The organism is Marinobacter qingdaonensis (assembly GCF_034555935.1).
In the GTDB taxonomy this organism is placed as follows: domain Bacteria; phylum Pseudomonadota; class Gammaproteobacteria; order Pseudomonadales; family Oleiphilaceae; genus Marinobacter; species Marinobacter qingdaonensis.
Genome location: NZ_JAYDCJ010000001.1, coordinates 248,365 through 272,572, shown reverse-complemented (window position 1 = coordinate 272,572; position 24,208 = coordinate 248,365). Strand labels below are relative to the sequence as shown.

At 62.6% G+C, this 24,208-nt stretch carries 17 protein-coding genes; 9 read left to right on the top strand and 8 right to left on the bottom strand.

What is annotated here, in order from left to right; all coding sequences use genetic code 11:
- Positions 1-19 precede the first annotated feature (19 nt).
- Both U5822_RS01195 and U5822_RS01190 read right to left on the bottom strand, forming a co-directional pair.
- Positions 20-1,639, bottom strand: a complete 1,620-nt coding sequence (locus tag U5822_RS01195) for an ABC transporter substrate-binding protein (protein WP_322853788.1) — start codon at positions 1,637-1,639, stop codon at positions 20-22.
- Positions 1,640-1,907: 268 nt separating this feature from the next.
- Positions 1,908-3,812: a sigma 54-interacting transcriptional regulator gene (locus tag U5822_RS01190; RefSeq protein ID WP_322853787.1), complete on the bottom strand. Its 1,905-nt coding sequence runs from the start codon at positions 3,810-3,812 to the stop codon at positions 1,908-1,910.
- A 313-nt stretch (positions 3,813-4,125) separates the two neighbouring features.
- Here U5822_RS01190 and U5822_RS01185 point away from each other — a divergent pair, with 313 nt between their 5' ends.
- From U5822_RS01185 to cynS, 4 genes are read left to right on the top strand one after another with little or no spacing between them, the layout of a single operon-like run.
- Positions 4,126-5,559, top strand: coding sequence for a CmpA/NrtA family ABC transporter substrate-binding protein (locus tag U5822_RS01185; protein ID WP_322853786.1), 1,434 nt, complete (start codon positions 4,126-4,128; stop codon positions 5,557-5,559).
- Between the two features lie 2 nt (positions 5,560-5,561).
- Positions 5,562-6,389: a nitrate ABC transporter permease gene (gene ntrB / locus U5822_RS01180; RefSeq protein WP_322854195.1), complete on the top strand. Its 828-nt coding sequence runs from the start codon at positions 5,562-5,564 to the stop codon at positions 6,387-6,389.
- Positions 6,390-6,442: 53 nt separating this feature from the next.
- A complete protein-coding gene (locus U5822_RS01175) occupies positions 6,443-7,345 on the top strand; it encodes an ABC transporter ATP-binding protein (RefSeq protein WP_322853785.1) in 903 nt (300 codons plus the stop codon).
- 26 nt (positions 7,346-7,371) lie between these two features.
- On the top strand, positions 7,372-7,815 hold the full coding sequence (gene cynS, locus U5822_RS01170; RefSeq protein WP_322853784.1) for a cyanase: 444 nt from the start codon (positions 7,372-7,374) through the stop codon (positions 7,813-7,815).
- Positions 7,816-8,039: 224 nt separating this feature from the next.
- Here the strand turns inward: cynS and U5822_RS01165 are convergent, their stop codons facing one another.
- Positions 8,040-8,318 carry an ACT domain-containing protein gene (locus U5822_RS01165; RefSeq protein ID WP_322853783.1) on the bottom strand — a complete coding sequence of 93 codons (279 nt, stop codon included), beginning with the start codon at positions 8,316-8,318 and terminating at the stop codon, positions 8,040-8,042.
- Positions 8,315-10,018, bottom strand: coding sequence for an acetolactate synthase 2 catalytic subunit (gene ilvG / locus U5822_RS01160; RefSeq protein ID WP_322853782.1), 1,704 nt, complete (start codon positions 10,016-10,018; stop codon positions 8,315-8,317). Before ilvG ends, U5822_RS01165 begins: the two co-directional genes overlap by 4 nt.
- Positions 10,019-10,346: 328 nt before the next feature.
- Between ilvG and U5822_RS01155 the strand changes: the two genes are divergently transcribed.
- Both U5822_RS01155 and U5822_RS01150 read left to right on the top strand, forming a co-directional pair.
- On the top strand, positions 10,347-11,429 hold the full coding sequence (locus U5822_RS01155; RefSeq protein ID WP_322853781.1) for an efflux RND transporter periplasmic adaptor subunit: 1,083 nt from the start codon (positions 10,347-10,349) through the stop codon (positions 11,427-11,429).
- Between the two features lie 5 nt (positions 11,430-11,434).
- On the top strand, positions 11,435-14,518 hold the full coding sequence (locus U5822_RS01150) for an efflux RND transporter permease subunit (RefSeq protein WP_322853780.1): 3,084 nt from the start codon (positions 11,435-11,437) through the stop codon (positions 14,516-14,518).
- On the opposite strand, the gene U5822_RS01145 is transcribed toward U5822_RS01150, so the two are convergent.
- A complete protein-coding gene (locus U5822_RS01145; RefSeq protein ID WP_322853779.1) occupies positions 14,515-16,140 on the bottom strand; it encodes a methyl-accepting chemotaxis protein in 1,626 nt (541 codons plus the stop codon). The genes U5822_RS01150 and U5822_RS01145 overlap by 4 nt on opposite strands.
- Before the next feature lie 130 nt (positions 16,141-16,270).
- Between U5822_RS01145 and U5822_RS01140 the strand changes: the two genes are divergently transcribed.
- Entirely contained in the window at positions 16,271-16,999 is a 729-nt protein-coding gene (locus U5822_RS01140; RefSeq protein WP_322853778.1) for a pseudouridine synthase, read from the top strand.
- Here U5822_RS01140 and U5822_RS01135 read toward each other — a convergent pair.
- A complete protein-coding gene (locus U5822_RS01135) occupies positions 16,990-18,888 on the bottom strand; it encodes a sensor domain-containing phosphodiesterase (protein ID WP_322853777.1) in 1,899 nt (632 codons plus the stop codon). The two genes, U5822_RS01140 and U5822_RS01135, sit on opposite strands and share 10 nt — an antisense overlap.
- Before the next feature lie 276 nt (positions 18,889-19,164).
- On the opposite strand from U5822_RS01135, the gene U5822_RS01130 reads away from it, so the two are divergent.
- A complete protein-coding gene (locus tag U5822_RS01130; RefSeq protein ID WP_322854194.1) occupies positions 19,165-21,063 on the top strand; it encodes a sensor domain-containing diguanylate cyclase in 1,899 nt (632 codons plus the stop codon).
- Here U5822_RS01130 and U5822_RS01125 read toward each other — a convergent pair.
- Positions 21,030-22,517 (bottom strand): amidase, encoded by a 1,488-nt coding sequence (locus U5822_RS01125; RefSeq protein ID WP_322853776.1) that lies wholly within the window; start codon positions 22,515-22,517, stop codon positions 21,030-21,032. The two genes, U5822_RS01130 and U5822_RS01125, sit on opposite strands and share 34 nt — an antisense overlap.
- Before the next feature lie 193 nt (positions 22,518-22,710).
- On the opposite strand from U5822_RS01125, the gene U5822_RS01120 reads away from it, so the two are divergent.
- Positions 22,711-23,319 (top strand): methyltransferase family protein, encoded by a 609-nt coding sequence (locus U5822_RS01120; RefSeq protein WP_322853775.1) that lies wholly within the window; start codon positions 22,711-22,713, stop codon positions 23,317-23,319.
- Positions 23,320-23,325: 6 nt separating this feature from the next.
- On the opposite strand, the gene djlA is transcribed toward U5822_RS01120, so the two are convergent.
- Positions 23,326-24,108 carry a co-chaperone DjlA gene (gene djlA / locus U5822_RS01115; protein WP_322853774.1) on the bottom strand — a complete coding sequence of 261 codons (783 nt, stop codon included), beginning with the start codon at positions 24,106-24,108 and terminating at the stop codon, positions 23,326-23,328.
- Positions 24,109-24,208: the final 100 nt, after the last annotated feature.

Sequence of the window (24,208 nt, the reverse complement as noted above, 5' to 3'; positions counted from 1 at the left end):
GACTCGCTCCTTTCTGGGATCAGGCCGGCTTCAGCGGGCGGATATCCATCTGCCGGTGGAACCAGTACTCGTAACCCTCGACGCCTTCTTTGAAGGCCACGTTCAGCGTCGGCTGCCAGAGCGGGATGCGCGGGATGTCCTCGAAGGCGATCTCGATCATGCGCGTCACGTTCGGGGCGTAATCGGGGTGGGACACGGCCATGTCCAGGGTGTCGTCGATGAGCTTGGCCATCTCCGGGTTGTCGTAGTTGTAGGAGTTGAACAGGTTGCCCTTGATGTAGGACCAGAAGAAGTAATAGTCCGGGGTGTTCAGCCAGCCGCCGAAATTCTCCAGGTGCAGGGGCAGCTTCTTCTCGACCAGCGCGACGGTGCGCCAGTTGGCGCCGGGGATCTTCTCGATGTTGGCCTTGATGCCAATCTCCGCCAGACCTTGCTGGATCAGCAGGGCCGTGGGCTCGGCCCAGTCGGCGACGGACAGGTTGAACGACAGGGGCACCTCGAAGCCGTCCTTGTAGGCGGTTTGCGCCATCAGGGCCCGGGCCTTCTCGAGGTTCTGGCTATACGGGGATTTTTGCGGCCAGGCAATGCTGGTGACCTGCTCGCCACCGCCCCACATGGGTACACCCTGGCCGTAGGCCGCCTGCTCGAAGATCTTCTCGTAGGGAATGGACCAGGCCACGGCCTGACGGACCCGCTTGTCCTTGAAGGGCTCGAAATCGAGGTTGGTGCACAGGGAGTAGATGCAGTTTTCGATGGGGGTGCTGACCACCTTGACCCCCGGCTTTGCGGCGAGCTCCTTGGCGTCTTTGTTGGGGATGTTCTGGGACGCGGACACGCTGCCCCGTTCAATCAACGCCCGGCGGGTGGACTGCGCCGGCACTTCCCGCAGCATGACCCGCTGATAGCCGGGCAGCGGCCCACAGGCCCAGTCCTCGTTACGTTCGTAAACCAGCTGTTCGCCAGCGTTCCAGCGCAGCACCTTGTAGGCGCCGGACCCGGCCGGGTTGCGGTGCAGGTATTCGGTGGCCCAGGGGTCGTTTTCGGTGGCGTGGGCCTTGGCGACTTCCGAGTTAATGATGATGGGGATGGGCGTGGCAAGATCCGGCAGCGCCAACTTCGAGGGGAAAGGCAGGGTGATCTGGAAAGTCCGATCATCGATCGCCGTGAATTGGTCCGGCGATTCGAGCCGGCCGGCTTTCATCTGCACCGTCGGGAACCCACCCAGAGAGACGGCCCGATCCAATGACCATTTCACGTCGTGCGCGGTTACCGGCTTGCCATCCCAGAAGGTCGCGCCCTCGCGGATCTTGAACGTCATCACCGTGCCGTCCTCGCTGGTCTCCCAGGATTCGGCCAGCTCAGGCTGGACGTTGCTGAAATCGTAACTGAGCGAGCCGTCGGCGGTTTGCTTGGTGCCAAAGCTGACCAGGCGGTCATAGCAGTTGATGGCCACCTGATAGCTGTCCCGGTTGGTGCCCGAACGGTGGATGTCGAGACTGTTGATGGTGCCTCCGAACACCACCACTGCGGTTTCGTTGGTGGCTGCCTTCGCCGCCTGCGGTATCAGTTGAGCCAGGGGTAACAGGCTAGCGCCTACGGACAGAGTGGTTGCGCCTTTCAGAAAATTTCGACGATTCATGCTGCATGCTCCATTCGATTCGATGATGCAGTACAGAGAGCAACAGACGGACCACTATTTTTTATTTTTTTGATGTTTTTATAAGCTGCTGAAATTTATTGTTATTTTATTTTTTGAATGCATAAAATGGTTTAATAAGAGGAAAGTGCATGCACAATTGTGGTTCGGTTTTTCGCTATTTTTCAGAGCATGCTCAAAGATAGATCTTTCAGGCTGGTGCTTCCCACTCGCTAATTTGTCTGTGTTTCACCGCTCGCGTTTCTTTGGTTTAGTGGTTACCGCTACGGAAGCGGCGAGCCTCTAACTTGAGCTTTTTCAGTCGGGAGGTGAGGGTGGTTGGTTTTAGTCCCAGGAGGCTGGCGGCACCGTCGTCGCCGAACACCCGTCCCTCGGTCATCCTCAATGCCCGTATAAGATTCTCACGCTCGAGTTCGCGCATTTGCTCGTCGGTCAGGAGGTTGGCCGAGTAATGGCGCGCTGGGGGCAGAGAGGCTCCGGTCTCTTGGGAAAAGTCGGTGTCTTTTCCGATTAAGTCGAAGTCGAGTTGGTGATCGGCTGTGATCACCTGGCGCTCGATAACATTTTCCAGCTCCCTGACGTTGCCCGGCCAGTCATAGCCCTGAAGGGCGCGAATGTCCTGGTCCCTCAGTGCCAGAGGAGGGCGGTTGAATTTCTGACTGGCGCGCTTGATGAATTCCCGGGCAAGGATTGGGATGTCTTCCGTGCGCTGTCGCAACGGGACCGATTCGATGGGAAAGACATTGAGCCGGAAGTACAGATCCTCCCGAAAGGTCTTGGCTGTAATCTCGGACTTTAGGTCCCGGTTGGTGGCGGCAATCACGCGAACGTCGACGGCCTTGGTGTTATTTTCACCCACCCGCTCAAACTGCTGATCCTGCAGCACCCGCAGGAGTTTGCCTTGGAGTTCCAGCGGAATCTCACCGACCTCATCCAGAAACAAGGTGCCGCCATCCGCCAGTTCAAAACGGCCTATGCGGTCGCTGACCGCGCCGGTGAAGGCGCCTTTGATGTGCCCGAAAAACTCGCTTTCAAACAGATCCTTGGGAATGGCGGCGCAATTCACTCGTATCAGGGGGCGGTCACGTCGGCTGCTGGACTGGTGGATGGCGCGGGCGATCAGTTCCTTACCCGTGCCGGATTCACCGGTGATGAGAACGTTGGCATCGGTCGGTCCGACCATGCCGATACGGCGTGCGATCGCTTTGATGGCTTCACTCTGACCGAAGATCTCGTGAAAGTGGTATTCGGCACTGATTTCTTCCTGAAGGTAGGCGTTCTCCATTTCCAGGCGGCGTTTCAGGGATTCGACTTCCTCAAGCGCGGTCTGGAGTTCCTGCTGGGCCTGCAACCGCGCCGAGATGTCCCGGAACACCACGACCGCGCCGACGGGATGACCATTATCCAGTATGGGGGTGCTCGTGTACTCCACCGGGAAACCGCTGCCGTCCTTGTGCCAGAACCAATCCTCGCCGACCCGTTTCACGCTGCCATCTCTGAAGGCGGCGTAGATCGGGCATTCCTTGAGCGGAAAGAGGCTGCCATCAGCGTGGGAGTGGTGCACGACCCGGTGAATGACCCGGCCGGCCAGCTCGTCGGTGCGCCAGCCGAGCATGCGTTCCGCGGCCGGGTTCGCGAAGGTGGTTCGACCCTCGGCGTCGACACCATATATGCCTTCTCCGACCGCGTGCAGAATGAGCTGGTTTTCCCGTTCCATGTCCTGAAACAGCTCCTCGACCCGGCGCCACTCCAGCAAGCCACCGCGATGGTAGTGGTTGGCATCGTGCCGCTCCCTTAACGTTTTTAATTGCCGGCAGTCTCTGATCAGCAGCAGGATCGTCTGGGATTCTGCTGGGCCCACCCTGGCCGATGAGATTTCCAGCTCAATTGCGTGGCCATCCGGCTGCCGAATCAGGAAGTCGCGGCTCCAGCCATGCCCCCTGAACAGGGTTTCCTCAGTAAAAGCAATGAGTTGTGGGCGCTGATCGGCGAACAGGTGTGTGCAGGGAGTGTCTGCCAGCGACTTGGTTGCGGCACCCGCGAGGCGTTCAGCAACGTCGTTGGCGGCAAGGATCACGTCGCGTCCGGCGTCCACCAGCATCGCTGCCTCGGGTAAAAGATGAATCCAGTCTTGGTTGGTGTCTTGTGAGTTCATAGTCCTGTCGCATCTCGGAGTGAATCGCCCAGTAACAAAGGCCACTCAACACTCGTGCCAACTACGAACTTTCGTGCTTAATCACTACGAGATGTCGTTAATTACGATTTTTCGTAGCGTGAAGTTTTCAGGGGAACTATTTAAAAGATATTAAAAACAATAGGTTAAATTTTGCGCAGAAGTTGGCACGAAGCCTGCGATAGCTCCGTCAGAACGAGCAAGTACCGCGTCAGATTTTTCAAGGACTGTTGATGATCGGCTTGCTGTGCACTTCAACGGTGCAAAAACAATCTGAGCTATTGGAGAGTGCCCCATGACGACGAAAAGCCTTGGTAATCCGTTCGACGGAGATCAGTCCCTCATCCACGCTAAAACCTGTGGCTGTCCGCAATGCAAACCCGGTCAACACGAGTCCACGGAACCGGTGATGGAGGTTCGGCCAACGACTGTTCCGGCAACCGGGGCGCCCGCGATCGATGCTCCCGCGGACTCCGAGGCCATGATGGATCGGGCCATCGAAAGCGCTGTGGTTCGATCAGTCTTTGGCCACAATGACCACAGCCGTCGCAGTTTTATGAAAATGATGGGGGCAGGTGCGGCGGCTGCCCTCCTTGGCAGTGTGTTTCCGATGGACAAGGCCAAGGCGGCGGTGAAGGAGTCCCTGGGCAAGCTTGAGAAAACCAAGCTGAACGTCGGTTTTGTCCCGATTACCTGTGCGACCCCAATCATCATGGCCCACCCCATGGGCTTTTATGAGCGGTACGGCCTGGACGTTACGGTGACCAAGACCGCCGGATGGGCGGTGGCCCGGGACAAATCCCTGGCCGGTGAATACGACGCCTCACACATGCTGACCCCAATGCCCCTGGCCATGACCATGGGCGCGGGCTCCACCCCGGAACCCTTCATCATGCCCGCGGTTGAGAACATCAACGGCCAGGCCATTGTTCTGCATGTCGATCACATGGACAAGCGCGATCCCAAGCAGTGGAAAGGGTTCAAGTTCGGGGTGCCTTTCGAGTATTCCATGCACAACTTCCTGTTGCGCTACTACCTGGCTGAAAACGGTATCGATCCCGACAAGGACGTGCAGATCCGCGTGGTGCCGCCACCCGAAATGGTGGCCAACCTCAGAGCCGGGAACCTCGACGGTTACCTGTCGCCAGATCCGTTCAATCAGCGGGCGGTGTGGGAGAAGGTGGGCTTTATCCACATGCTCACCAAAGACATCTGGGAGGGGCACCCTTGCTGCGCGTTCGCCTGTAGCCAGAAGTTTGCCACCGAAAATCCGAACACCTACGGAGCGCTCTTGCGCGCCATCATCGATGCGACCCAGTACTCGAACAACCCTGAGAACCGGAAAGAAATCTCCGAAGCCATTGCACCGAAAAACTACCTGAACCAGCCAGTGCCGGTGATTCAGCAAGTGTTGACGGGCTATTACGCCGACGGCCTGGGTGAGGTGCAAAACGTACCGGACCGAATCGATTTCGATCCTTTCCCCTGGCACTCCATGGGCGTGTGGATCCTTACCCAGATGAAACGCTGGGGCTATATCGATGGCGACGTGGACTACAAGGGCATCGCCGAACAGGTGTACCTGGCCGGTGAAACCGGAAAGCTGATGGAGCAAATGGGCTACGCGGCACCGGATAAAACCTACAAGACCCACACCATCATGGGTAAGACCTTTGACCCGGCCAGCCCTGAAGAGTATGCCCGCAGCTTCGCCATTGGGAGGGTTTGATGATGGCTTCCCTGAATGTACGAGCGGCGCTGCTGTCGTTCACGTTTTTGGTCCTGGCGCTTGGCCTCTGGGAAATGGCAACCCAGCCGCCCGAGGCTGAGGCTGCCATGACCGAGTACGAGCGGTTGATGGGCGGTGCCGATCAGGAGTCCCGGGTACCGCCGCCCTCCGCGGTGATCAAGCTGGCCTGGACTGAGCTGTCCAATCCGTTTTACGACGCGGGGGCTAACGACAAAGGAATAGGCATCCAGCTCGCGTATTCGGTCTATCGGGTGCTGACTGGCTACCTTGCGGCCATGGCGATCGCCTTGCCTATCGGGTTCCTGATTGGCATGTCGCCCCTGATGTACAAGGCGCTGAACCCCTACATACAGGTGCTCAGACCCATCTCGCCCCTGGCCTGGATGCCGCTCGCCCTGTTCATCATCCAGGACTCGGACGCCTCCGCCATCTTCGTCATCTTTATTTGTTCGATTTGGCCCATGTTGCTCAACACCGCCTTCGGTGTCGCGAATGTCCGGCAGGATTGGGTGAACGTCGCCCGAACCCATGAATTGAGCCCGGTGAAAACCGCGCTGACCGTCATTTTGCCGGCTGCGGCACCGACGATCCTCACCGGGATGCGCATTTCAATCGGTATCGCCTGGCTAGTCATCGTAGCCGCGGAAATGCTCGTGGGCGGCACCGGCATTGGTTATTACGTCTGGAATGAGTGGAACAACCTCGACCTGGCCAGTGTGATCTTCTCCATCCTGATGATCGGCGTGGTCGGCATGTTGCTGGACCTGGCACTCGGTAAGGCACAGAGACTGGTGGAATACAAAGAGTAAGAGGTACCGGCCGGGTTTCGGCACCGGCCTGCGCCTCCGAATGGAGACCTGATATGAATAAATCTTTCTTGGAAGTGGATGGGCTCGCCAAGGTCTATCCGGATGGCCAGGGCGGCGAGTTGACGGTGTTTGAAGACATCCGCTTTGCCCTGGAAAAAGGTGAGTTCGTTTGCATTATCGGCCACTCCGGCTGCGGCAAGTCGACCATCCTGAACGTTTTGGCGGGGCTCGACGAAGCCAGTGCCGGCAACGTGGTCATGAACGGCAAAGAAGTGAAGGGGCCGGGCCTGGAGCGTGGCGTGGTGTTCCAGAACTACAGCCTGCTGCCCTGGAAAACCACGCTCAACAACATCGTTTTCGCCGTCAAGGCCCGGTGGCCTAGCTGGTCCAAAGAGAAAGTGCGCGAACACAGTGAGCGTTACTTGAAAATGGTTGGGCTTGAGCACGCGATGAATCGAAAACCGTCCCAGCTGTCTGGCGGTATGCGTCAGCGGGTGAGCATCGCGCGGGCTTTCGCGACGCAACCTGAACTGCTTCTGCTGGATGAGCCGTTCGGCGCTCTGGATGCGCTGACCCGCGGTGTGATCCAGGACGAGCTGGTAAAAATCTGGGAGGAAACGCGACAAACCGTATTCATGATCACGCACGATGTGGATGAGGCCATTTTGTTGTCCGATCGCATCTTCCTGATGTCCAACGGCCCCAATGCCCGCATCGCCGAGAGCGTGAAAGTGGACATACCTCACCCGCGGGCTCGGGCCTCAATTTTTCAGAATCCTGCCTATCACAAGACTCGGGACTACCTGGTGGACTTTCTTGTGAACCGCAGCGGGTCTGCCATGCCGGAAGCCGATGGCAGTCCCAAGGTGATTTCCCCTGCCCAGGACATGGCTGAGCCCCATGGCAAAGCCGGGCAAACACCAACCGAATCCGCCGCACGTGCGGTAAACGCCTGATGTAACGAAACTGAGAGGAAACCATCATGATGAACAAAGAACTGATGACTGCGAAGATCCTTGAAGCCAAAGTCGCCAAGGGTATGACCTGGGAGGCGCTCGCCGAAGCCATTGGCATGTCGCCGGTGTTCACCACATCCGCGGCTCTGGGAATGAACAGCCTGACCGAAGACAAGGCCTTTGCACTCTGCGAGGCCCTGGGATTGGATAAGCCCGTGGCGGAGGCTCTACAGGTGTGCCCGAAAAAAGCCTGGGACAGTGCCGTTCCTCAGGACCCGCTGATTTATCGCCTGTACGAAATCGTCGGTGTTTATGGCGACACCATGAAGGCCCTCATTCACGAGAAGTTCGGTGACGGCATCATGAGCGCCATCGACTTCACGATGGATATCGACAAGGAGGAGAACCCGAAGGGAGATCGGGTTGTGGTGACGATGAGCGGGAAGTTCCTGCCTTACAAGGCTTGGTAACTTGGTAGTTTGGTAGTTTGCCCCGGTAGCCTGAGGGTTGCGGGGGCGGGCTTGCGTGGTGGTGGGTGGCATTTTTTTTGGAAAAGGAACTCGCTTCGCTCAGACACCCTTTTCCGGCAAAAAATCCACCCACCACCCCGCGCCGAGCTAACCACACCGGTTCACGAAGAAAAAACACCCCACCCGCGTACCCGCCCCCCAAACAACAGGCTACAAAACCAACCTCAAGCCCGAAGCGAATGAGCCACCGCCCCCGGCTCTTGGGCCACCTCCACCACCGTATGCAGCTTCAACAGCTGAGCCTGGAGCATGGCAATGGGCCGGCTGCCCTCCAGGGTCAGGGCAATGTCCAGGTGCTCGCCGGTGCTTTCCACCGCCATGCGCGCGATCTTGAAACCACGAATTCGAACCACCTGGCACAGGCGTTCCAGTGCCGCCGCTTCCTGGGACATGCGGCAGGTGAGGGTGTAGCTCGGTGTCGAAGGCTGCTGTGAAGGGGTCATGCTACGTGCTCCCGTTGGGCTTGGCTGGTGCGCTTTTTGGTTTCGTCGATCATGTCGCGGTTGCTGGCGCCGGGTTTAACGATGGGCCAGACGTTTTCCTCCCGGGCGATGGCCACGTGCAGCAGCATCGGGCCGTCGTAGGCGAGGATGGTCTCGATGCCCCGGCGGATCTGGTCGGTGCGTTCGATGTGCAGGGCCGGGATGTCGAAGGCGCGGGCCATGGCGACGAAGTCGGGGTTGTCGTCCAGGTCGATCTGGCTTTCCCGGTTGTTGTAGAACAGCTCCTGCTGCTGGCGGACCATGCCCAGGCATTGGTTATCCAGGATGATCATCTTCAGTGGCAGCCGGTAGCGGCGGATGGTGGCCAGTTCCTGGGCATTCATCATGAACGAGCCGTCGCCGGCGACGTTGATGACGGTGGTGCCCCGGTCTGCAAACTGGGCGCCGATGGCCGCCGGCAGGCCGAAGCCCATGGTGCCCAGGCCACCGCTGGAGAGGTGATGGCGGGGGTGGTCAAACTGGTAGTGCTGGGCGACCCACATCTGATGCTGGCCAACGTCGCAGGCGATGACGGTGTCGTCGGGCGCGATGCGCGACAGCTGACGTACGAAGGCCGGGCCGGTGATCGGGGCCATGGGCTCTTCGTTATCGGCGGCGCTGAATCCGCCGGTGGTGTGCCAGGTGCGGCACTGGGTCTGCCAGTCAGTGATGGCCAATGGTTGGGCGGCCAGGTCGTCGGTCAAGGCCTCGAGAATGGCATTCAGATCGCCCCGAACGGCCAGGTCGGCGGGTCGCAGTTTGTTGATTTCGGCGGCGTCGGCGTCGATGTGGATCATCCGGGCGTTGGGCGCGAAGGTGTCCAGCTTGCCGGTGGCGCGATCGTCCAGGCGGGCGCCGATGACCAGCAGCAGGTCGCACTCATCCACGGCCCGGTTCGCGGCCCGGGAGCCGTGCATGCCCAGCATGCCCAGGTGATGGGCGCTGTGCTTGCCGCCGTTGCCGATGCCCTTGAGGGTCACCACGCTGGGCAAGGCCGAGGTGTCGGCAAAAGCCCGGAAGCGCGTCTCGGCGTGGGCCAGGCTGATGCCGCCACCACTGTAGAGCAGGGGCTTGCGGGCGGCGCGCAGCATGGCCAGGGCCTCGGTGAGATCCGGGGTGGTCGGCGCGGTCGTCGTGGTCTTGGGCGCGGGCTGCATTGAGGCTTCGGTCAGCAGTACGTCCTTGGGGATGTCGATCCAGACCGGGCCGGGGCGGCCGGTTTGGGCCAGGTCGATGGCCTCCTCCAGGATCGCCGGCAAGTCATCGACCTCGTCCACCAGATAGCTGTGTTTGACGATGCCCAGGGTCATGCCGAGCACGTCGGTTTCCTGGAAAGCGTCGGTGCCGATCAGACCGGAGGGCACCTGGCCGGTGATCACCAGCATGGGGATGGAATCCCGGTGGGCGTTGGCAACGCCGGTGATCAGGTTGGTGGCGCCGGGCCCGGAGGTGGCAATGCACACCCCCAGCTGGCCACTGGCCCGGGCGTACCCGTCGGCGGCGAGGGCGCAGCCCTGTTCGTGGCGGCACAGTACGTGTTCGATTCCGACGTCGTCCACCAGGGCATCGTATAGCGGCATGATGCAGCCACCGGGGTAGCCGAATACGGTGTGGATGTCGTGGCGGTGGAACGCGTCAAGAATCTGCTGTGCGCCGTTCATGGTGTTTTCCCTTTTTATTGCCGCAAAAAAAAGCCCCCGGGACCTTTCGGTGCCGGGGGCTCTTGGTGTCTTGTCAGGTTGTCGCTATCTCACCCGCTTGTCCACGCAAAAGCCCCCGGACGGTACCACGACCACCAGGACAAGCTTCACAAGGACAATCACTGCGTTGAGATTCATAAAAGGAACAATCTGCTCTGAATTCGTCAAAAATTTCTGTGTAAAATCTACCCCACGTTTTTAACCGGTTGCAAGCGTTTGTTGCCGGTTTTTTTTCCGCATCCCGTTTTTTTGGGAACGAATCACGGTTTTCAGGCACGGCGAAAGGGTCATGACAAAAGGCAAATGGGGTTCACTCGGATTGGCGCTGTTGATCATCGTGGCACTGGCGGTCTGGATGGCCACCGGCGAGGTCAAAGAGGCCCGGGACGAGGCGCCAGATCGGACGGCCCGGGGTGAACCCGAACTCACCAGCGTCCAGGTCGAGACCCTGAGTGCACGTGTGCACGAACCCAGCTTGTTGCTGCAGGGCCAGTTGGAGCCCTGGCATTCGGTGCTGATCAGTGCCCGGGTCCCTGGCACGGTTGAATCCATTGCCGTCGGTCTCGGGCAGCGGGTGGCAGCGGGGGAGCCGCTGCTGACCCTGTCCGAGGATGGGCGTCAGGCGGTCCTGGCTCGCTGGCAGGCGCGGGTGCGCAGTCTTGAGGCGGACTTGAGCGCTGCACGCCGGCTGCGCTCCAGCGACCTGACCTCGCAATCCGAGCTGCTCAGCCTCGAGAGCGAACTGGCGGCTGCCAGTGCCGAACTGGCAGCCGCCCGACTGGAGGTGGAACACCTGACGCCGAAGGCGCCGTTTGCGGGCATCATCAACCGCCGGGACGTGGACCCGGGCTCGCTGGTGCAGGTCGGCTCGCCGCTGTTCGAGCTGGTGCGTATCGACCGGCTCAAGGCCGCCGGCCAGGTGCCCCAGCAGTCGGCGGGTAAGGTCGACGTTGGCCAGCCGGTACGAGTGGACCTGCTCAACGGCGGGCAACTGGACGGACAGGTCACCTTCGTGGCCAGCGCGGCCAACCCTGAAACCCGCACCTTTGCTGTGGAAATCGCCGTGGAGAACCCGGAGCGTCAGCGGGTGGCCGGCGGCAGCGCCAGCCTGCGCATCGCCCTGCCCGAGGTGAAGGCCATGTTTATCTCCCCGGCCCATCTGTCGTTGGGCGACGACGGTCGGCCCGGGGTCAAGCACGTCAATCGCGACAATCGCGTGGTGTTTAGCCAGGTGGAGTTGCTCAGTGTCGCCACCGACGGCGCCTGGGTCACCGGATTGCCGGATGAAATCCGCTTGATAACCCGGGGGGGCGGTTTCGTCAATCCCGGGGAACGGGTGCGCCCCGTTGATGTCGCCGAAGACCGGGGCTGACGACCATGCGTTCGCTAATCTTTGCCGCCATGGACCGCAGCCGCACCACGCTGCTGACCCTGCTGTTCCTGATCGCCGGTGGCATTGCTGCGTTCCAGACCATCCCCAAGGAAGCCAACCCGGACATCACCATCCCCATCATCTACGTGTCCATGACCCTGGACGGCATCAGCCCGGAAGACGCCGAGCGCCTGCTGGTGCGGCCCATGGAGCAGGAGTTGCGGTCCCTGGAGGGCATCAAGGAAATGCGCGGCCGGGCGTCCGAGGGCTTCGCCTCGGTGATGTTGGAGTTCGACGCCGGCTTCGATTCGGACAAGGCCCTGCAGGATGTGCGCGAGCGCGTGGACACCGCCCGCAGCAAACTGCCGGATGAGGCCGACGAACCCCAGGTCAACGAAATCAATGTGTCCCTGTTTCCGGTGCTGTCGGTCGGTTTGTCCGGGCCGCTGTCGGAACGGGAGCTGATCACCGTGGCGCGGGCCCTGCAGGACGCCATTGAAGCCATCCCGGAGGTGCTGGAGGTGGAGATCGGCGGCGACCGGGAGGACCTGCTCGAGGTGGTGGTCGACCCCCAGGTGCTGGAAAGCTATGGCATCGACTTCGACCAGCTGGCGGCCCTGGTGACTCGCAACAATCAACTGGTGGCCGCCGGCTCCCTGGATACCGGCAAGGGCCGGATGGCCCTGAAAGTGCCCGGGGTGATCGAGTCGGTTGAGGACGTGATGTCGATGCCGGTCAAGGTGGACGGCGACACGGTGGTGACCTTTGGCGATGTCGCCATGTTGCAGCGTACCTTCAAGGACCCCACCGGCTTTGCTCGCATCAACGGCGAGCCGGCGTTGGTGCTGGAGGTGACCAAGCGCACCGGTGCCAACATCATCAACACCGTGGAGAAGGTCCGCGAACTGATCCGGCAGGCCCGGCCCCAGCTGCCGGATAGCCTGGAAGTGCGCTACATCATGGATCAGTCCGGCGAGGTGCGGGACATTCTCAGTGACCTGCTGAACAACGTGCTCACCGCCATCGTGCTGGTGATCATCGTGGTCATCGCCGCCATGGGACCGCGTTCGGCGCTGCTGGTGGGACTGACCATTCCGGGCGCCTTCCTGACCGGGATCCTGGTGATCTACGGCATGGGACTGACGCTCAACATCGTGGTGCTGTTCAGCCTGATCCTGGTGGCCGGGATGCTGGTGGATGGCGCGATTGTCGTGTCCGAACTGGCGGACCGGAACCTGTCGGAAGGGCGTGCCGTCACATCGGCCTGGGCCGAGGCGGCGAGCCGCATGGCCTGGCCCATCATTGCCTCGACCGCCACCACCCTGGCGGTGTTCGTGCCCCTGCTGTTCTGGCCGGGCGTGGTCGGCGAGTTCATGAAGTTTCTGCCGCTGACGGTGATCATCTGCCTGACCGCGTCCCTGGCCATGGCCCTGGTGTTCCTGCCGGTGCTGGGTGGCGTCAGCGGTGGCCGCCGGCATCCCCAGCCCCTGGGCGGCGGGCGCCTGATGCAGACCTACCGGCGGGTGCTGGCGAACTTGCTGAAACGTCCGGGAACCACCCTGCTGGGGGTGTTGGCGGTCATTGGCCTGATCTACGCCGCCTACGGCAAATTCAATCACGGCGTCGAATTCTTCCCCAGCGTCGAGCCGGATTCGGCCCAGGTTCAGATCCGCGCCCGTGGCGACCTGTCGATCCAGGAGCGGGATGCGATCGTCCGGCAGGTCGAGCAGCGGTTGACCGCCATGCCCGAAGTCGAGGCCCTGTATGCACGCTCGATGATCACCGCGGGCAACCGTGCCGCCCCAGACGTGATCGGGGTGCTGCAGTTCCAGTTTACGGACTGGCACACCCGCCGTCCGGCCAGCGCCATCCTGAAGGAATTCCGCGCCCGCACCGACGACCTGCCCGGCATTCGACTGGAGTTTCGCGAGCAGGAGGGCGGGCCCGCGGAGGGTAAGCCCATCGAACTGCAGGTCAGCAGCCGCGACAGCACACAGTTGAACGCCTACGTCGACCAGATCCAGGCCGCCATGGCCGCCATGGGCGGTTTCGTGGATGTCGAGGATGATCGCAGCCTGCCCGGCATCGAATGGCGCCTGAACGTCGACCGGGAGGCGGCGGCCCGGTTCTCGACCGACGTGCTCAGTGTCGGCAGCGCCGTGCGCCTGGTCACCAACGGCCTGGTCCTGGCCACCTACCGGCCGGAAGACGTGCGCGACGAGGTGGACATTGCGGTGCGGGTGCCCAATAACTGGCGCGAGCTCGACCAGCTCCAGCGCCAGACCATCAACACCGCGCGGGGCCAGGTGCCGCTGTCCCAGTTTGTCGATCTCGAGCCGGGCGCCAAGACCAACAGCATTGTGCGTGTGGACGGCCAGCGCACCGTGACCATCAAGTCCGAGCTGGCCGCCGGACGGCGGGTGGACGAGGCCCTGAACCGGTTGCAGGAGCAGATGCCGGAGCCGCCGGAAGGGGTGTCGGTGCGCTTTGCCGGCGAGAACGAGGACCAGCAGCAGGCCTCACGCTTTCTCACCACCGCGTTTCTGGTGGCGGTTGCCATGATGCTGCTGATCCTGGTGACCCAGTTCAACTCCCTGTATCAGACCCTGTTGATCCTGTCCGCGATCCTGTTGTCCACCGCGGGGGTGCTGCTGGGCCTGCTGCTCAATGGCCAGGCGTTCGGCATTGTCATGGTGGGGATGGGCATCATTGCGCTGGGTGGCATCGTGGTGAACAACAACATCATCCTGATCGATACCTACAACCAGATGCGCCGGGACGGGCTGGCGGCCTATGAGGCGGCGCTGGAAACTGGGTGCCTGCGTCTGCGGCCGGTGGTGCTCACGGCCATCACCACCATCCTCGGGCTGATGCCGATGGTGCTGGGGGTGAACGTCGATCTGCTGACCCCGGCCCTGGGCCTGGGGGCACCCTCGACCCAGTGGTGGACCCAGCTGTCCAGCGCCATCGCCGGTGGCCTGGCGTTCGCAACGGTGCTGACGCTGCTGCTCACGCCGGCGCTGCTGGTGCTCGGTGAGCGCACCGGCCAGCGGCTGCGCCGGCTGACCGGTCGGGACCCAGCCGCTTAGTTGCGAATGCGACCGGCCAGTTCCCGGGCCTGCCGGGCCATGCTTTCCAACTCCGGCACGGTGCGCAGGTTTTCTTCCGCAGTCGCGCTCATGCTTTCGGAAATTTCCGCCACCTCGGTGACGTTGCGGCTGATGTCCTCGCTCACGCTGGTCTGCTGTTCGGCGGCGGTGGCCACCTGGGTGGTGGCGTCATTGACCCGGGCCATGCGTTCGTTGATGGCGGCCAGGGTGCGCCGGACCGCTTCCACCGATTCGCTGCTTTCCTGGGCCACCACGCCGGAGGCCTGCATGTAGTCGGTGGCATCCCGGGATGCGCTGCCGATGGTGTCGATGATCTGGTCGATCTCGACGGTGGCTTCCTGGGTTTTCGCGGCCAGGTTGCGGACTTCGTCGGCGACCACCGCAAAGCCGCGCCCCGCTTCGCCCGCCCGCGCCGCTTCGATGGCGGCGTTCAAGGCCAGCAGGTTGGTCTGGTCGGCGATCTCCCGGATCACCTGCATGACATCGCCGACCCGGCGGCCATCGCTGGCCAACTGATTCACGGTCTGGGCCGAACTGTGGATCTGGTCGGTCAGGCGCTTCATGCTCTCCACCGCCTGGTGGATCTGCTGGTCGGCCTGCTGGGTCTGGCCGGCGGTTTCATCCACCTGGGACGCCACCGAGGCGGCGTGATGGGCCACATCCTGGGCCGTGGCCGACATCTCGTTCATGGCCGTGGCAATCTGGTCGATGCGCTGGTGCGCCTGGTCGGATTGGGACGAGACCCGGTCGGCGTTGGTGCGGATCAGGGTGCCGGTGTGCTCCAGTTGGCTGACGTTGTTCTGCATCAGGGCGCCGGTCTCGGCCAGGAAGGCGTGCAGGCGGCGAGAGGTATCCGCCAATCGGCCCAATTCGTCGGAGCGGGTCAGGGTGGTGCGTTCGGACAGGTCGCCCTGGCCCAGTTTGTCGAGCTGGTCGATTAATTGCTGGGCCGGCCGCACCACCGAGCGGATCAGCACCACAACGCAGGTCAGGGTGCCAAGGATGATGGCGGCAAACAGCAGGCCGCCAATCTGCCAGGTGTTGGCCTGCACCGACTGTTTCAGGTTGCCGGCATAGGCCAAGCTGAAGTCCTTCAGGCGTTCGCTGGCCTGTTCCACCAGTTTGGCCGGCTCCCGGTCGATGCCCGCAACGGCGGCGTCGCCGGCGCCGTGCTCATAGCCGGACGCCACGAACGCCTGATAGCCCTTGCGGTAGGCTTGGCCCATCCGCTGGTGCGCGCGCTGGAACTGGCTCATGAGTTTTTTCGCCTCGGGGTCGGTCAGGACCGGGATCAGCTCATCCAGTTGCGCCTGAATCTGGGCCTCCCGCTCCTGGAAGCGGCCCCAGTATTTTTCCCGCTGGCCGTCGTCGGCGCCCCGGATCAGCACGTTTTTCCATTCCTGAACCTGGGTCTTGAAGTTCGCCAGGATGTCCTGGGATTCCAGGGCGTGCACCATCTCACGGCCGACCAGATTGCTGTAATCCTCACCGGTGTCCAGTGACATTTTGAAGTAGAAGCCGGCAACCACGGTAATGACCAGGTTGGCGACGAGCACAATGGTGAGAATGCGGTGCAGGATGCTGCGGGAAAACCAGTTCATGAACAAACCTATCTGAGGGGAAACAAGGGGTATCGTCCACCGACCGGTTACGGGACGGACGGCGCGCCGAGTATAATCGGCCGAGATGACAGTTTCTTGAATCCAATCACCGCTTTTTCTGAGTCGCGCCATGGAGCCACCCAGCACCAATCCGCTGCGCCTGTTGTACCAGGACGATGCCCTGCTGGCCGTGCACAAGCCGGCCGGACTGCTGGTGCACCGCAGCCCGATCGACAAGCACGAAACCGAGTTTGCCTTGCAGTACGCCCGGGCGCTGAATGGCGGGAGTCACGTGTATCCGGTCCATCGCCTGGATCGGCCGACCTCGGGCGTGCTGGTGTTTGCCCGCGACCCCGAGACCGCCCGGGTGCTGGGCCTGGCGATGATGGCGGGGCAGGTGGGCAAGACTTATCAGGCCGTGGTGCGGGGCTGGCCGCCGGCCGGCGGCGACATCGACCACCCGCTGCGAGAGGAGCCGACCGACCGGCGGCTCAAGGGTCAGGAGCAGCCGCTACGGGAGGCTCGCACCCGCTACCGGACCCTGGCCACCACCGAGCTTGCGGTGGCCATCGAGAAGTACCCGACCAGTCGCTACGCCCTGGTTGAGCTGTACCCGGCAACGGGCCGCAAACACCAACTGCGCCGGCACATGAAACACATCCACCATCCGATCATCGGCGACGCCAATCATGGCCGGGGCCGGCACAACCGGTACTTTGCCGAGCGCTTCGGCGAGGGGCGGCTGATGCTGGCGGCGACCCGGCTCGAGTTCCGGCACCCGCACACCCAGGCGCCGGTGGTGATCGAGGCGGAGCCGGAGCCGAGCTTCCGGCGGGTGTTGTCGATTTTTCAGCCGTGACGGGCCCGGTGGCCGGTGCCGTCGATGCGGCGTTTGCCGCCAGTGGGGTAGAAACGGGCGCACAGCTCGGCCAGGGGTAGGGGTTTGCTGTAGCGGAACCCCTGCAGGAAATCGCAGCCGGTCTCGATCAGCCAGCGTTCGTGGGCTTCGGTTTCCACGCCCTCGGCGACCACCGACAGGCCGAGCCCCCGGGCCAGGCCCAGAATCGACAGGGTGATGGCGCGGTCGTTGTCGTCGTCCGGCAGGTTCTTGATGAACGAGCGGTCGATCTTGATGCTGGCGAAGGGCAGCGTCTTGAGCCGCGCCAGGGAAGAATAGCCGGTGCCAAAATCGTCGATGGCCAACTCGGCGCCCATGGCGACCAGCTCGTCCAGTATCCCACCCAGCGCCCGCAGCTCGCCCTGCAGGGCGTCCTCGGTCACCTCGAACTGCAGCGCCCCGACTGGAACGTCATGGCGGGCGCAGATTTCACCAATGGCATTCGGCAGGCTGCTGACCTGAACCTGTTCCGGCGCCAGATTGACCGAGACCGTGGCCAGCTCGATGCCCGCGTCCTGGCAGGCCCGCCAGTCCCGGCAGACCCGCTCCAGCACGCGGCTGCCCAGCTTGTACATCAGCCCGGCGCTGCGGGCGACATCCAGAAACTCGATGGGCGGCAGCCAGCCGCGCACCGGGTGGTGCCAGCGCACCAGGGCCTCCAGGTACACCACCCGGGTCGCCGAGCGATTCATGATCGGCTGGTAGAACACGTCCAGGCTGTCCTGGTCGAGCGCCTGGCGCAGCTCGTTCTCGACCGCGAACCGGGAGCGGGCGGTCATCTGGATCTCCGAATCGAACAGCACCGACTGGGCCCGTCCGCGGGATTTGGCGTGGTACATCGCGGCTTCGGCGTTGCGCAGCAGTTCCTCCGCATCGAGGCATTCACCCGGAAAGTGACTGATCCCCATGCTGGCGCTGATGTCCAGGTCCTGGTCGCCATGGCGAATCGGGGCACGAACCCGCTGCTGGATCGTTTCGGCGATCTCTCCGGCCACCCGCTGCGGCGGCTGGTTGCGAATGATCAGGGCGAATTCGTCGCCGCCAATCCGGGCCAGGCAGTCCTTGCCGGGCAGGTCGAGGGCATCCAGACGGCGACCGATTTCGCCAATGACCTGATCCCCCGCCTGCGGGCCAAGACCGTCGTTGACCACCTTCAGTCGGTCCAGATCCAGCCAGATCAGGGCCATGCCACCTTGCCCGCTGCGTCTGGATTTCCACACCAGCCGATTGAGCCTGGAGCGCAGGGAGGTCATGTTGGCGAGGCCGGTCAGGGCGTCGAATCGGGTGGCGTAATCCAGGGCCTGTTTCGAGCGCATCCAGGCTTCGTGGGTGTTCATCAGGCTGACCGTGTCCGCCACCGCGGCGGCGAAGGAAATATCCGGCAGGCTCCACTGGCGCGGTTGCTTGGCTTCCAGACAGATGATCCCGCTCATTCGCTTGCCGCTGAAAATCGGCGCATCGAGCATCGAGTGAATGCCGTGAACCTTCAGGTAGCCCTCGGTAAAGGAGTCGGTGCGCGGATCGGTGCGGGCGTCATCGGCGGCCAGCACCCGCTCGGTACTGATGGTGGCAAAGTAGGCCGGGTGCTCGGACTGCAGCAGGCTTACCGGGCCGTCGGCGGTCTTGGGCTGGTGCCCGGCGCCGGCCCGGTCGTGCAGCCATTCGCAGTTGATCCGGTCGTGGCTGGGTGGGTAGGTCCACACGCTGACCCGCTCGACGTCCAGACGCTGGGCGCAGAGCTCGGTGAGCGCGGCCAGTTTCTGGGGTCTGGACTGCTCAACAAACTCAGCATCGTGGCTCAGTTCCATCAATGCCTTGTGGTGGGTAAACAGGGTTTCGCTGTCATTCATGACGAGACAAAGCTCCTCCGGTGTTCGACGAGGTCGGAAACAGCCTTCGGAAACGCGTGCGGCGGGTACCGCCCGTTCCTGCACACCCCTGCAATATGGCAGGCTCGATCGGCGCTGTCCATGCCCCCGGCGCGGGCGCCGTTGAGCGGGTGAGACGGTTTGTAGTTTTTTATGTCGATTTGCGTCGAATGGTAGTGATCGCGGGCGCGAGTGGTTGTCATGCCCCATACTGGGGCGCAACCAACAACAACGAAATCACGGATGACATGGATGAGAGTGATCTTGATCCTACAACGCGCGTTCGCACTGGTGTGCCTGCTGGCACTGGCCGGCCCCGGCCATGCCGCGGCAGAACCTGAGCCGGCGTCCTGGAACTCGCATTCCAGTCGCGTCGAGCTGGCGCGGTTCGTGGATTACTGGCAAGAGCCGGCGGACGGTGCCGATCTGGCCGCCGTCCGACGGCTTGGCAGCCAGGATTGGGTGCGCAACGGCAGTGACAGCATCAGCCTTGGCTACGGCACTGATGTGTACTGGTTCCGGGTGTCGGTCGACAATCTGTCGTCGCGCCCGCTGGAGGCTCTGCTCGAGATCGGTTACCCGGTCCTGGATCGGGTCGAGATGTACGTCAATCCCGGCAGCGACGACGCCGAGCCCCTGGTCCTGGGTGACAAACAGCCATTTGCCGAGCGGCCGATCCATCATCGCAATTTCGTGGTGCCGGTGACGCTAACCGCGGGTGAGCCGAACCTGGTTTACCTTCGGGTGCAGACTACGAGCACCATGCAACTGCCCCTGGTGTTGTGGGATCGGAACAGTTTCTTCGGGGCCGAGCAGTCTCGAAGCATGTTTGAGGGCATCTATTACGGCATCGTGCTGGTGATGGTGCTGTACAACCTGTTCGTGTTCATGGCGGTGGGCGAGCGGAGTTTCCTGCACTACGTCGGTTACATCACCGCCATGCCCCTGTTCCTGGCCAGTCTGCACGGCGTTGCGTTCCAATACCTGTGGCCAGAGTCGACCTGGTGGAACGATCAGGCGATCATCGTGTTCCTGAACCTGGCGGTGGTGTTCGGCGGTACGTTCAGTATTCGCTTCATCAACGTCACCCGGGAGAACCACCCGTTCCTGAATCGCTGTACCGTGGCCGTGATCATGGCTGCGGGTATCCTGGCCGCCTCGGGCCTGTTTGTCCCGTACAAGTTCCTGATCCTGCCCACGATCATCCTTTCCTCCGTCGGCTGCTTCGCCATGCTGATGCTGAGCATCGTTCGCTGGCTTAAGCGGGACCCGGCCGCCCGGTTCTACACCATGGCCTGGGTGTTCATGCTTTCGGGCGGGATCGTCCTGGCATTGAGCAAATTCACCGTGCTGCCCCGCAACCTGCTGACCGAAAACGCAACCCAGGTCGGTTCGGCACTGGGGGTTATCCTGCTGTCCATTGCCCTGGCGGACCGGCTGGATCGGGAGAAGAAGCGGGCCTTCGAGGCCCAGCACCGATTGCTGCGGGAAGAGCGCAAGGCCCGTATGGCCCAGGAAAAGTCCCTGCAGGTCCAGCGTGAGGCCAACTCGCTGCTGGAAGAGCGGGTACACGAGCGCACGCGGGATCTGGAACATCTCAATGAGCAGCTTCTCGAACTAAGTTCCACCGACACCCTGACCGGACTGAAGAACCGGGGCTATTTCGACCGTAGCTTCCAGTCCGCCGTGGTCCGGGCCTTCCGGTACGACGAGCCCCTGTCACTGCTGGTGCTGGACATTGACCATTTCAAGAAGTTCAACGACACCTATGGCCACCTGGTGGGGGACGACTGCCTGAAGATGGTCGCCCGCTGCATGCGCAAGTTTGTGACTCGGCCCCAGGACCTGGCGGCCCGCTACGGTGGTGAGGAGTTTGTAGTGTTGCTGCCGGACACGCCAACCCATGGCGCCATTCAGGTCGCGGAGCGGATCCGAGAGGAAATCGAGCGGACCGCGTTCCGGGTGTCCGGCGAGGTGCTGCACCTGACCATCAGCGTCGGGGTTTGCAGCGTGTGCCCGGACAAGGCCGATGCCACCAACGAAATCTTCCGTTGGGCCGATGAGGCGCTGTACGAGGCCAAGGGCCAGGGCCGTAACCGGGTGGTTAGCTGGCAGACCGGCGGTCAGCGGGTGGCGTCCAGGGTTTCGCCGGCCTGAGCCAGGGCTTCCGCCTGATACAGCTGGGGCCAGGGAGCGTCCGCTTCCAGCGCGAAAGCCAGGTCCAGCAGGGTCTGTTCCCCGCCGTAACGGCCCATAAGCTGAACACCGACCGGAAGCCGGTTCCGGCTCAGGCCGGCCGGCACCGCCACGGCCGGTGCGCCGGTGGCGTTGGCGAGCGGCGTGAAGCCCACGTACCGGGTCAGTCGGTCAAACAAGGTGTCGAAGGGCAGGGTCGGGCTGAGATAGCCAATTTCCGGCGTGGTGTGGCCGAGTACCGGGGTGAGCACCGCGTCGAATCCGGCCATGGCCCGGGCATAGTCCCGTCGGGACCGGCGCAGGCGCCAGAGCACTCCGGGTAGGCGGTAGAACTGCCGTTTAAAGTGGTCGGCCAGGCCACGGGTCAAATCATCCACCCGTCGTTTGTCAAAACCCGGGGCCAGCAGGCGATGGCCGTTGGCGCGCACCCCGAATGCCAGAAAGGCCCAGTACAGCGCAAAGTCCTCCGGGAAGCTGTCGGCGACCGGGACCGCGACCGGTTCGATCCGGTGCCCCAGGCGTTCCAGGCACCTTGCCGTGCGCTCGACCGCGGCTCGGGTGTCGGCATCGGTGGTGTGGCCGTTGATGGAATCGAGCACCATGCCAATCCGGAAGGTTTTGCCAGAGGGGCCCTCCAGGGCGCTGATCGGTGGCAGATCCCTGGCCCGGGACTGGGCATCCGCCTGACTCAGGAAATGGGCGGTATCGCGCACACTGCGGCTGACAATCCCGTCGTTGAGGATATTGATGGGCAGGGCGCGGGCGGCGTCGTTGGCCACCAGCCGGCCGCGGCTGGGTTTCATGCCCACCAGGCCGCAGCAGGCCGCCGGAATCCGGATGGAGCCGCCCCCGTCGTTGGCGTGGGCGACCGGCACCACGCCGGCGGCCACCAGGGCGGCGGAGCCGCCGGACGAGGCGCCGGTGGAGTAGCCGAGGTGCCAGGGATTGCGGGTGGGGGCGCCATGGGCCGGTTCGGTGGTGGCATTGAAACCGAATTCCGGCAAGGCGCTCTTGCCCAGGCAGACAAATCCCTGGTCCAGAAGCTGGCGTGCGAACGGGCTGGTACTCCGGGCAATGGTTTTCGGAACCGCGGCCGAGCCGTGACCGGTCGGCAGCCCCTCCAGATCGAGGTTGTCCTTGAGCAGGGTCGGAACACCGGAAAAGAAACCGGTGCGTGCGTCGGGGGCCTGGCGGTCCAGGCGGCGGGCCAATTCCCTGGCCCGGTCGTAGTCCGTCGTCGCCAACCCGCCAATCTGGGCATCAATCGCCTCGGCCCGGCTGATCGCGGCCTCGGTCAGCTCCAGTGCCGAGATCTGGCGTTGGCGAACCCGTTGGGCCAGAGCGGTGGCGTCGTCAGTGCCCAGGGCATCGTCGACAAAGGCGTGAACAGAGCGGGGCTGGGAGGCTTCTGGCATGCGGGGCATCTCCGGCGAAGGCGGTGAAAGGTGTACCGACTCTACGACATTGCCAGGAGCGCCGACATGTCATCTCAGGCTAGCCGGGATGGAGCTGTGACCGCCATCACGAAGGGAAAAACCGCTAACTTCGCTTTTCATTAGGCTTTTCAGGTAATAAGCTGGCGGGATAACTTTGTAGTAAGCGAGCCAGATGGAAGCCATTGAACCCCTAGTGCGTCATTTTCTCGGCATCTTTTTCCTGATGATCGGGCTCCAGTTTGCCGGCCGGACCTTGGGCCTGTTCCGGCGCATGCATTTCTCCCATATCAACTATGGCGAACGGGGCTCCGCACCGTGGTGGCATCGCCACATCTTCAATGTGTTCCGGGCGGCAATCCTGCTGGTGTGTCTGGTGCGGATCTTTGCCGACATCGACGGCGGGCTCGGGGTCTTCGGCGCCTTGTATCAGTGGCCGGTGCTGCTGGCGGGCATGGTGTTGCTGCTCGTGTCCTTCGCCAGTGTGAACTATTTGCAGGCCTACATGCACGAGGACTGGCGATCCGGGATAGACCGGCGGGCAGAGGGCACCCACCTGCTCACCGAGGGGCCCTTCGGCCGATCCCGAAACCCGCTGTTCATCAGTGTCATCACCGGGCAGCTGGGCTTTTTCCTGGCCCTGCCCAGCGTCTTTTCCCTGGTCTGCCTGATTGCCGGTGTCCTGGTCATCACCCGGCAGGCCCGGGAAGAAGAAAAGGCGTTGGCGGAACGCTTCGGGGCCGCCTACGACGACTACCGCACCCGGGTTCCGCGCTGGTTCTGAGGGCGGTCAGCTGGCCTTCTTCCGGGCCTCTTTGATCACGTCGTAGGCGTGACTGATTTCCCGGGTTCGCTCCTCGGCCATTTCCCGCATGCTCTCCGGCAGGCCTTTGCCGGCCAGCTTGTCCGGATGGTTCTCACTCATCAGTTTTCGGTAGGCCTTCTTCAGCTCCTCGTCAGAGGCCGACGGGCTGACGCCCAGTACCTGGTAGGCGTCGTTGATCTGCTGGCCCGTGGTTCGCTGGCCGGCACCGGCCTGGCCGCCCTGGTGCGTGCCCCGCAGCATGGCTTCCAGCTGATCCACCTGGCTTTCCGGCAGCCCCAGGCCGCGGGCAATCCGCACCAGCATGGCGTGCTCCGCCGGGTGCACCACGCCGTCGGCGGCCACCGCCGATACCTGCACCTGCAGGAACATCTGCAGAAACGCCGGCTGTCGACCGCTCATTTGCAGGAACCGGGCGAGCTCGGCGTCCAGATCAAAGTCCGGGGACTTGCCCCGGTTGAACGCCGCCTTGGCCTTGGCTTTCTGGGTGTCGTTCAGGCGAAAGCGCACGAACATGGCTTCGGCGACCTGGATTTCATCCCGCGACACCACACCGTCGGCCTTGCACAGTGCGCCCATGACCGCAAACACGGATTCGACAAACCCGGCCTGGATGCTCTGGAGTTTCCCGAGCAGGCGGCCCTTGAGGTGGTTGAACAGGAAGGCGCCGATGGCGGCCCCGATCAGGAAGCCGGGAAACTTGCCGAAGGCGTAGCCGATCAAACCACCGAAAATGAGCGCAAACAGCATCAATACGTCCTTAATTCGAGTATGAAACGTCCATAGAATATACGGGTTTTTGTACTCGGGTTCATGAACAGGCTTTCATGCGCGCCCCGAAACCGCTCGG

Excerpts from the sequence above, each read along its gene's own strand:
- U5822_RS01165 (WP_322853783.1), bottom strand. The coding sequence starts at position 8,318 with ATGACCCCTTCACAGCAGCCTTCGACACCGAGCTACACCCTCACCTGC.
- ntrB (WP_322854195.1), top strand. The coding sequence starts at position 5,562 with ATGGCTTCCCTGAATGTACGAGCGGCGCTGCTGTCGTTCACGTTTTTG.
- U5822_RS01140 (WP_322853778.1), top strand. The coding sequence starts at position 16,271 with ATGGAGCCACCCAGCACCAATCCGCTGCGCCTGTTGTACCAGGACGAT.
- U5822_RS01145 (WP_322853779.1), bottom strand. The coding sequence starts at position 16,140 with ATGAACTGGTTTTCCCGCAGCATCCTGCACCGCATTCTCACCATTGTG.
- U5822_RS01135 (WP_322853777.1), bottom strand. The coding sequence starts at position 18,888 with ATGAATGACAGCGAAACCCTGTTTACCCACCACAAGGCATTGATGGAA.
- U5822_RS01150 (WP_322853780.1), top strand. The coding sequence starts at position 11,435 with ATGCGTTCGCTAATCTTTGCCGCCATGGACCGCAGCCGCACCACGCTG.
- U5822_RS01190 (WP_322853787.1), bottom strand. The coding sequence starts at position 3,812 with ATGAACTCACAAGACACCAACCAAGACTGGATTCATCTTTTACCCGAG.
- U5822_RS01185 (WP_322853786.1), top strand. The coding sequence starts at position 4,126 with ATGACGACGAAAAGCCTTGGTAATCCGTTCGACGGAGATCAGTCCCTC.
- U5822_RS01155 (WP_322853781.1), top strand. The coding sequence starts at position 10,347 with ATGACAAAAGGCAAATGGGGTTCACTCGGATTGGCGCTGTTGATCATC.
- ilvG (WP_322853782.1), bottom strand. The coding sequence starts at position 10,018 with ATGAACGGCGCACAGCAGATTCTTGACGCGTTCCACCGCCACGACATC.
- U5822_RS01125 (WP_322853776.1), bottom strand. The coding sequence starts at position 22,517 with ATGCCAGAAGCCTCCCAGCCCCGCTCTGTTCACGCCTTTGTCGACGAT.
- djlA (WP_322853774.1), bottom strand. The coding sequence starts at position 24,108 with ATGCTGTTTGCGCTCATTTTCGGTGGTTTGATCGGCTACGCCTTCGGC.
- U5822_RS01175 (WP_322853785.1), top strand. The coding sequence starts at position 6,443 with ATGAATAAATCTTTCTTGGAAGTGGATGGGCTCGCCAAGGTCTATCCG.
- U5822_RS01120 (WP_322853775.1), top strand. The coding sequence starts at position 22,711 with ATGGAAGCCATTGAACCCCTAGTGCGTCATTTTCTCGGCATCTTTTTC.
- U5822_RS01195 (WP_322853788.1), bottom strand. The coding sequence starts at position 1,639 with ATGAATCGTCGAAATTTTCTGAAAGGCGCAACCACTCTGTCCGTAGGC.
- cynS (WP_322853784.1), top strand. The coding sequence starts at position 7,372 with ATGATGAACAAAGAACTGATGACTGCGAAGATCCTTGAAGCCAAAGTC.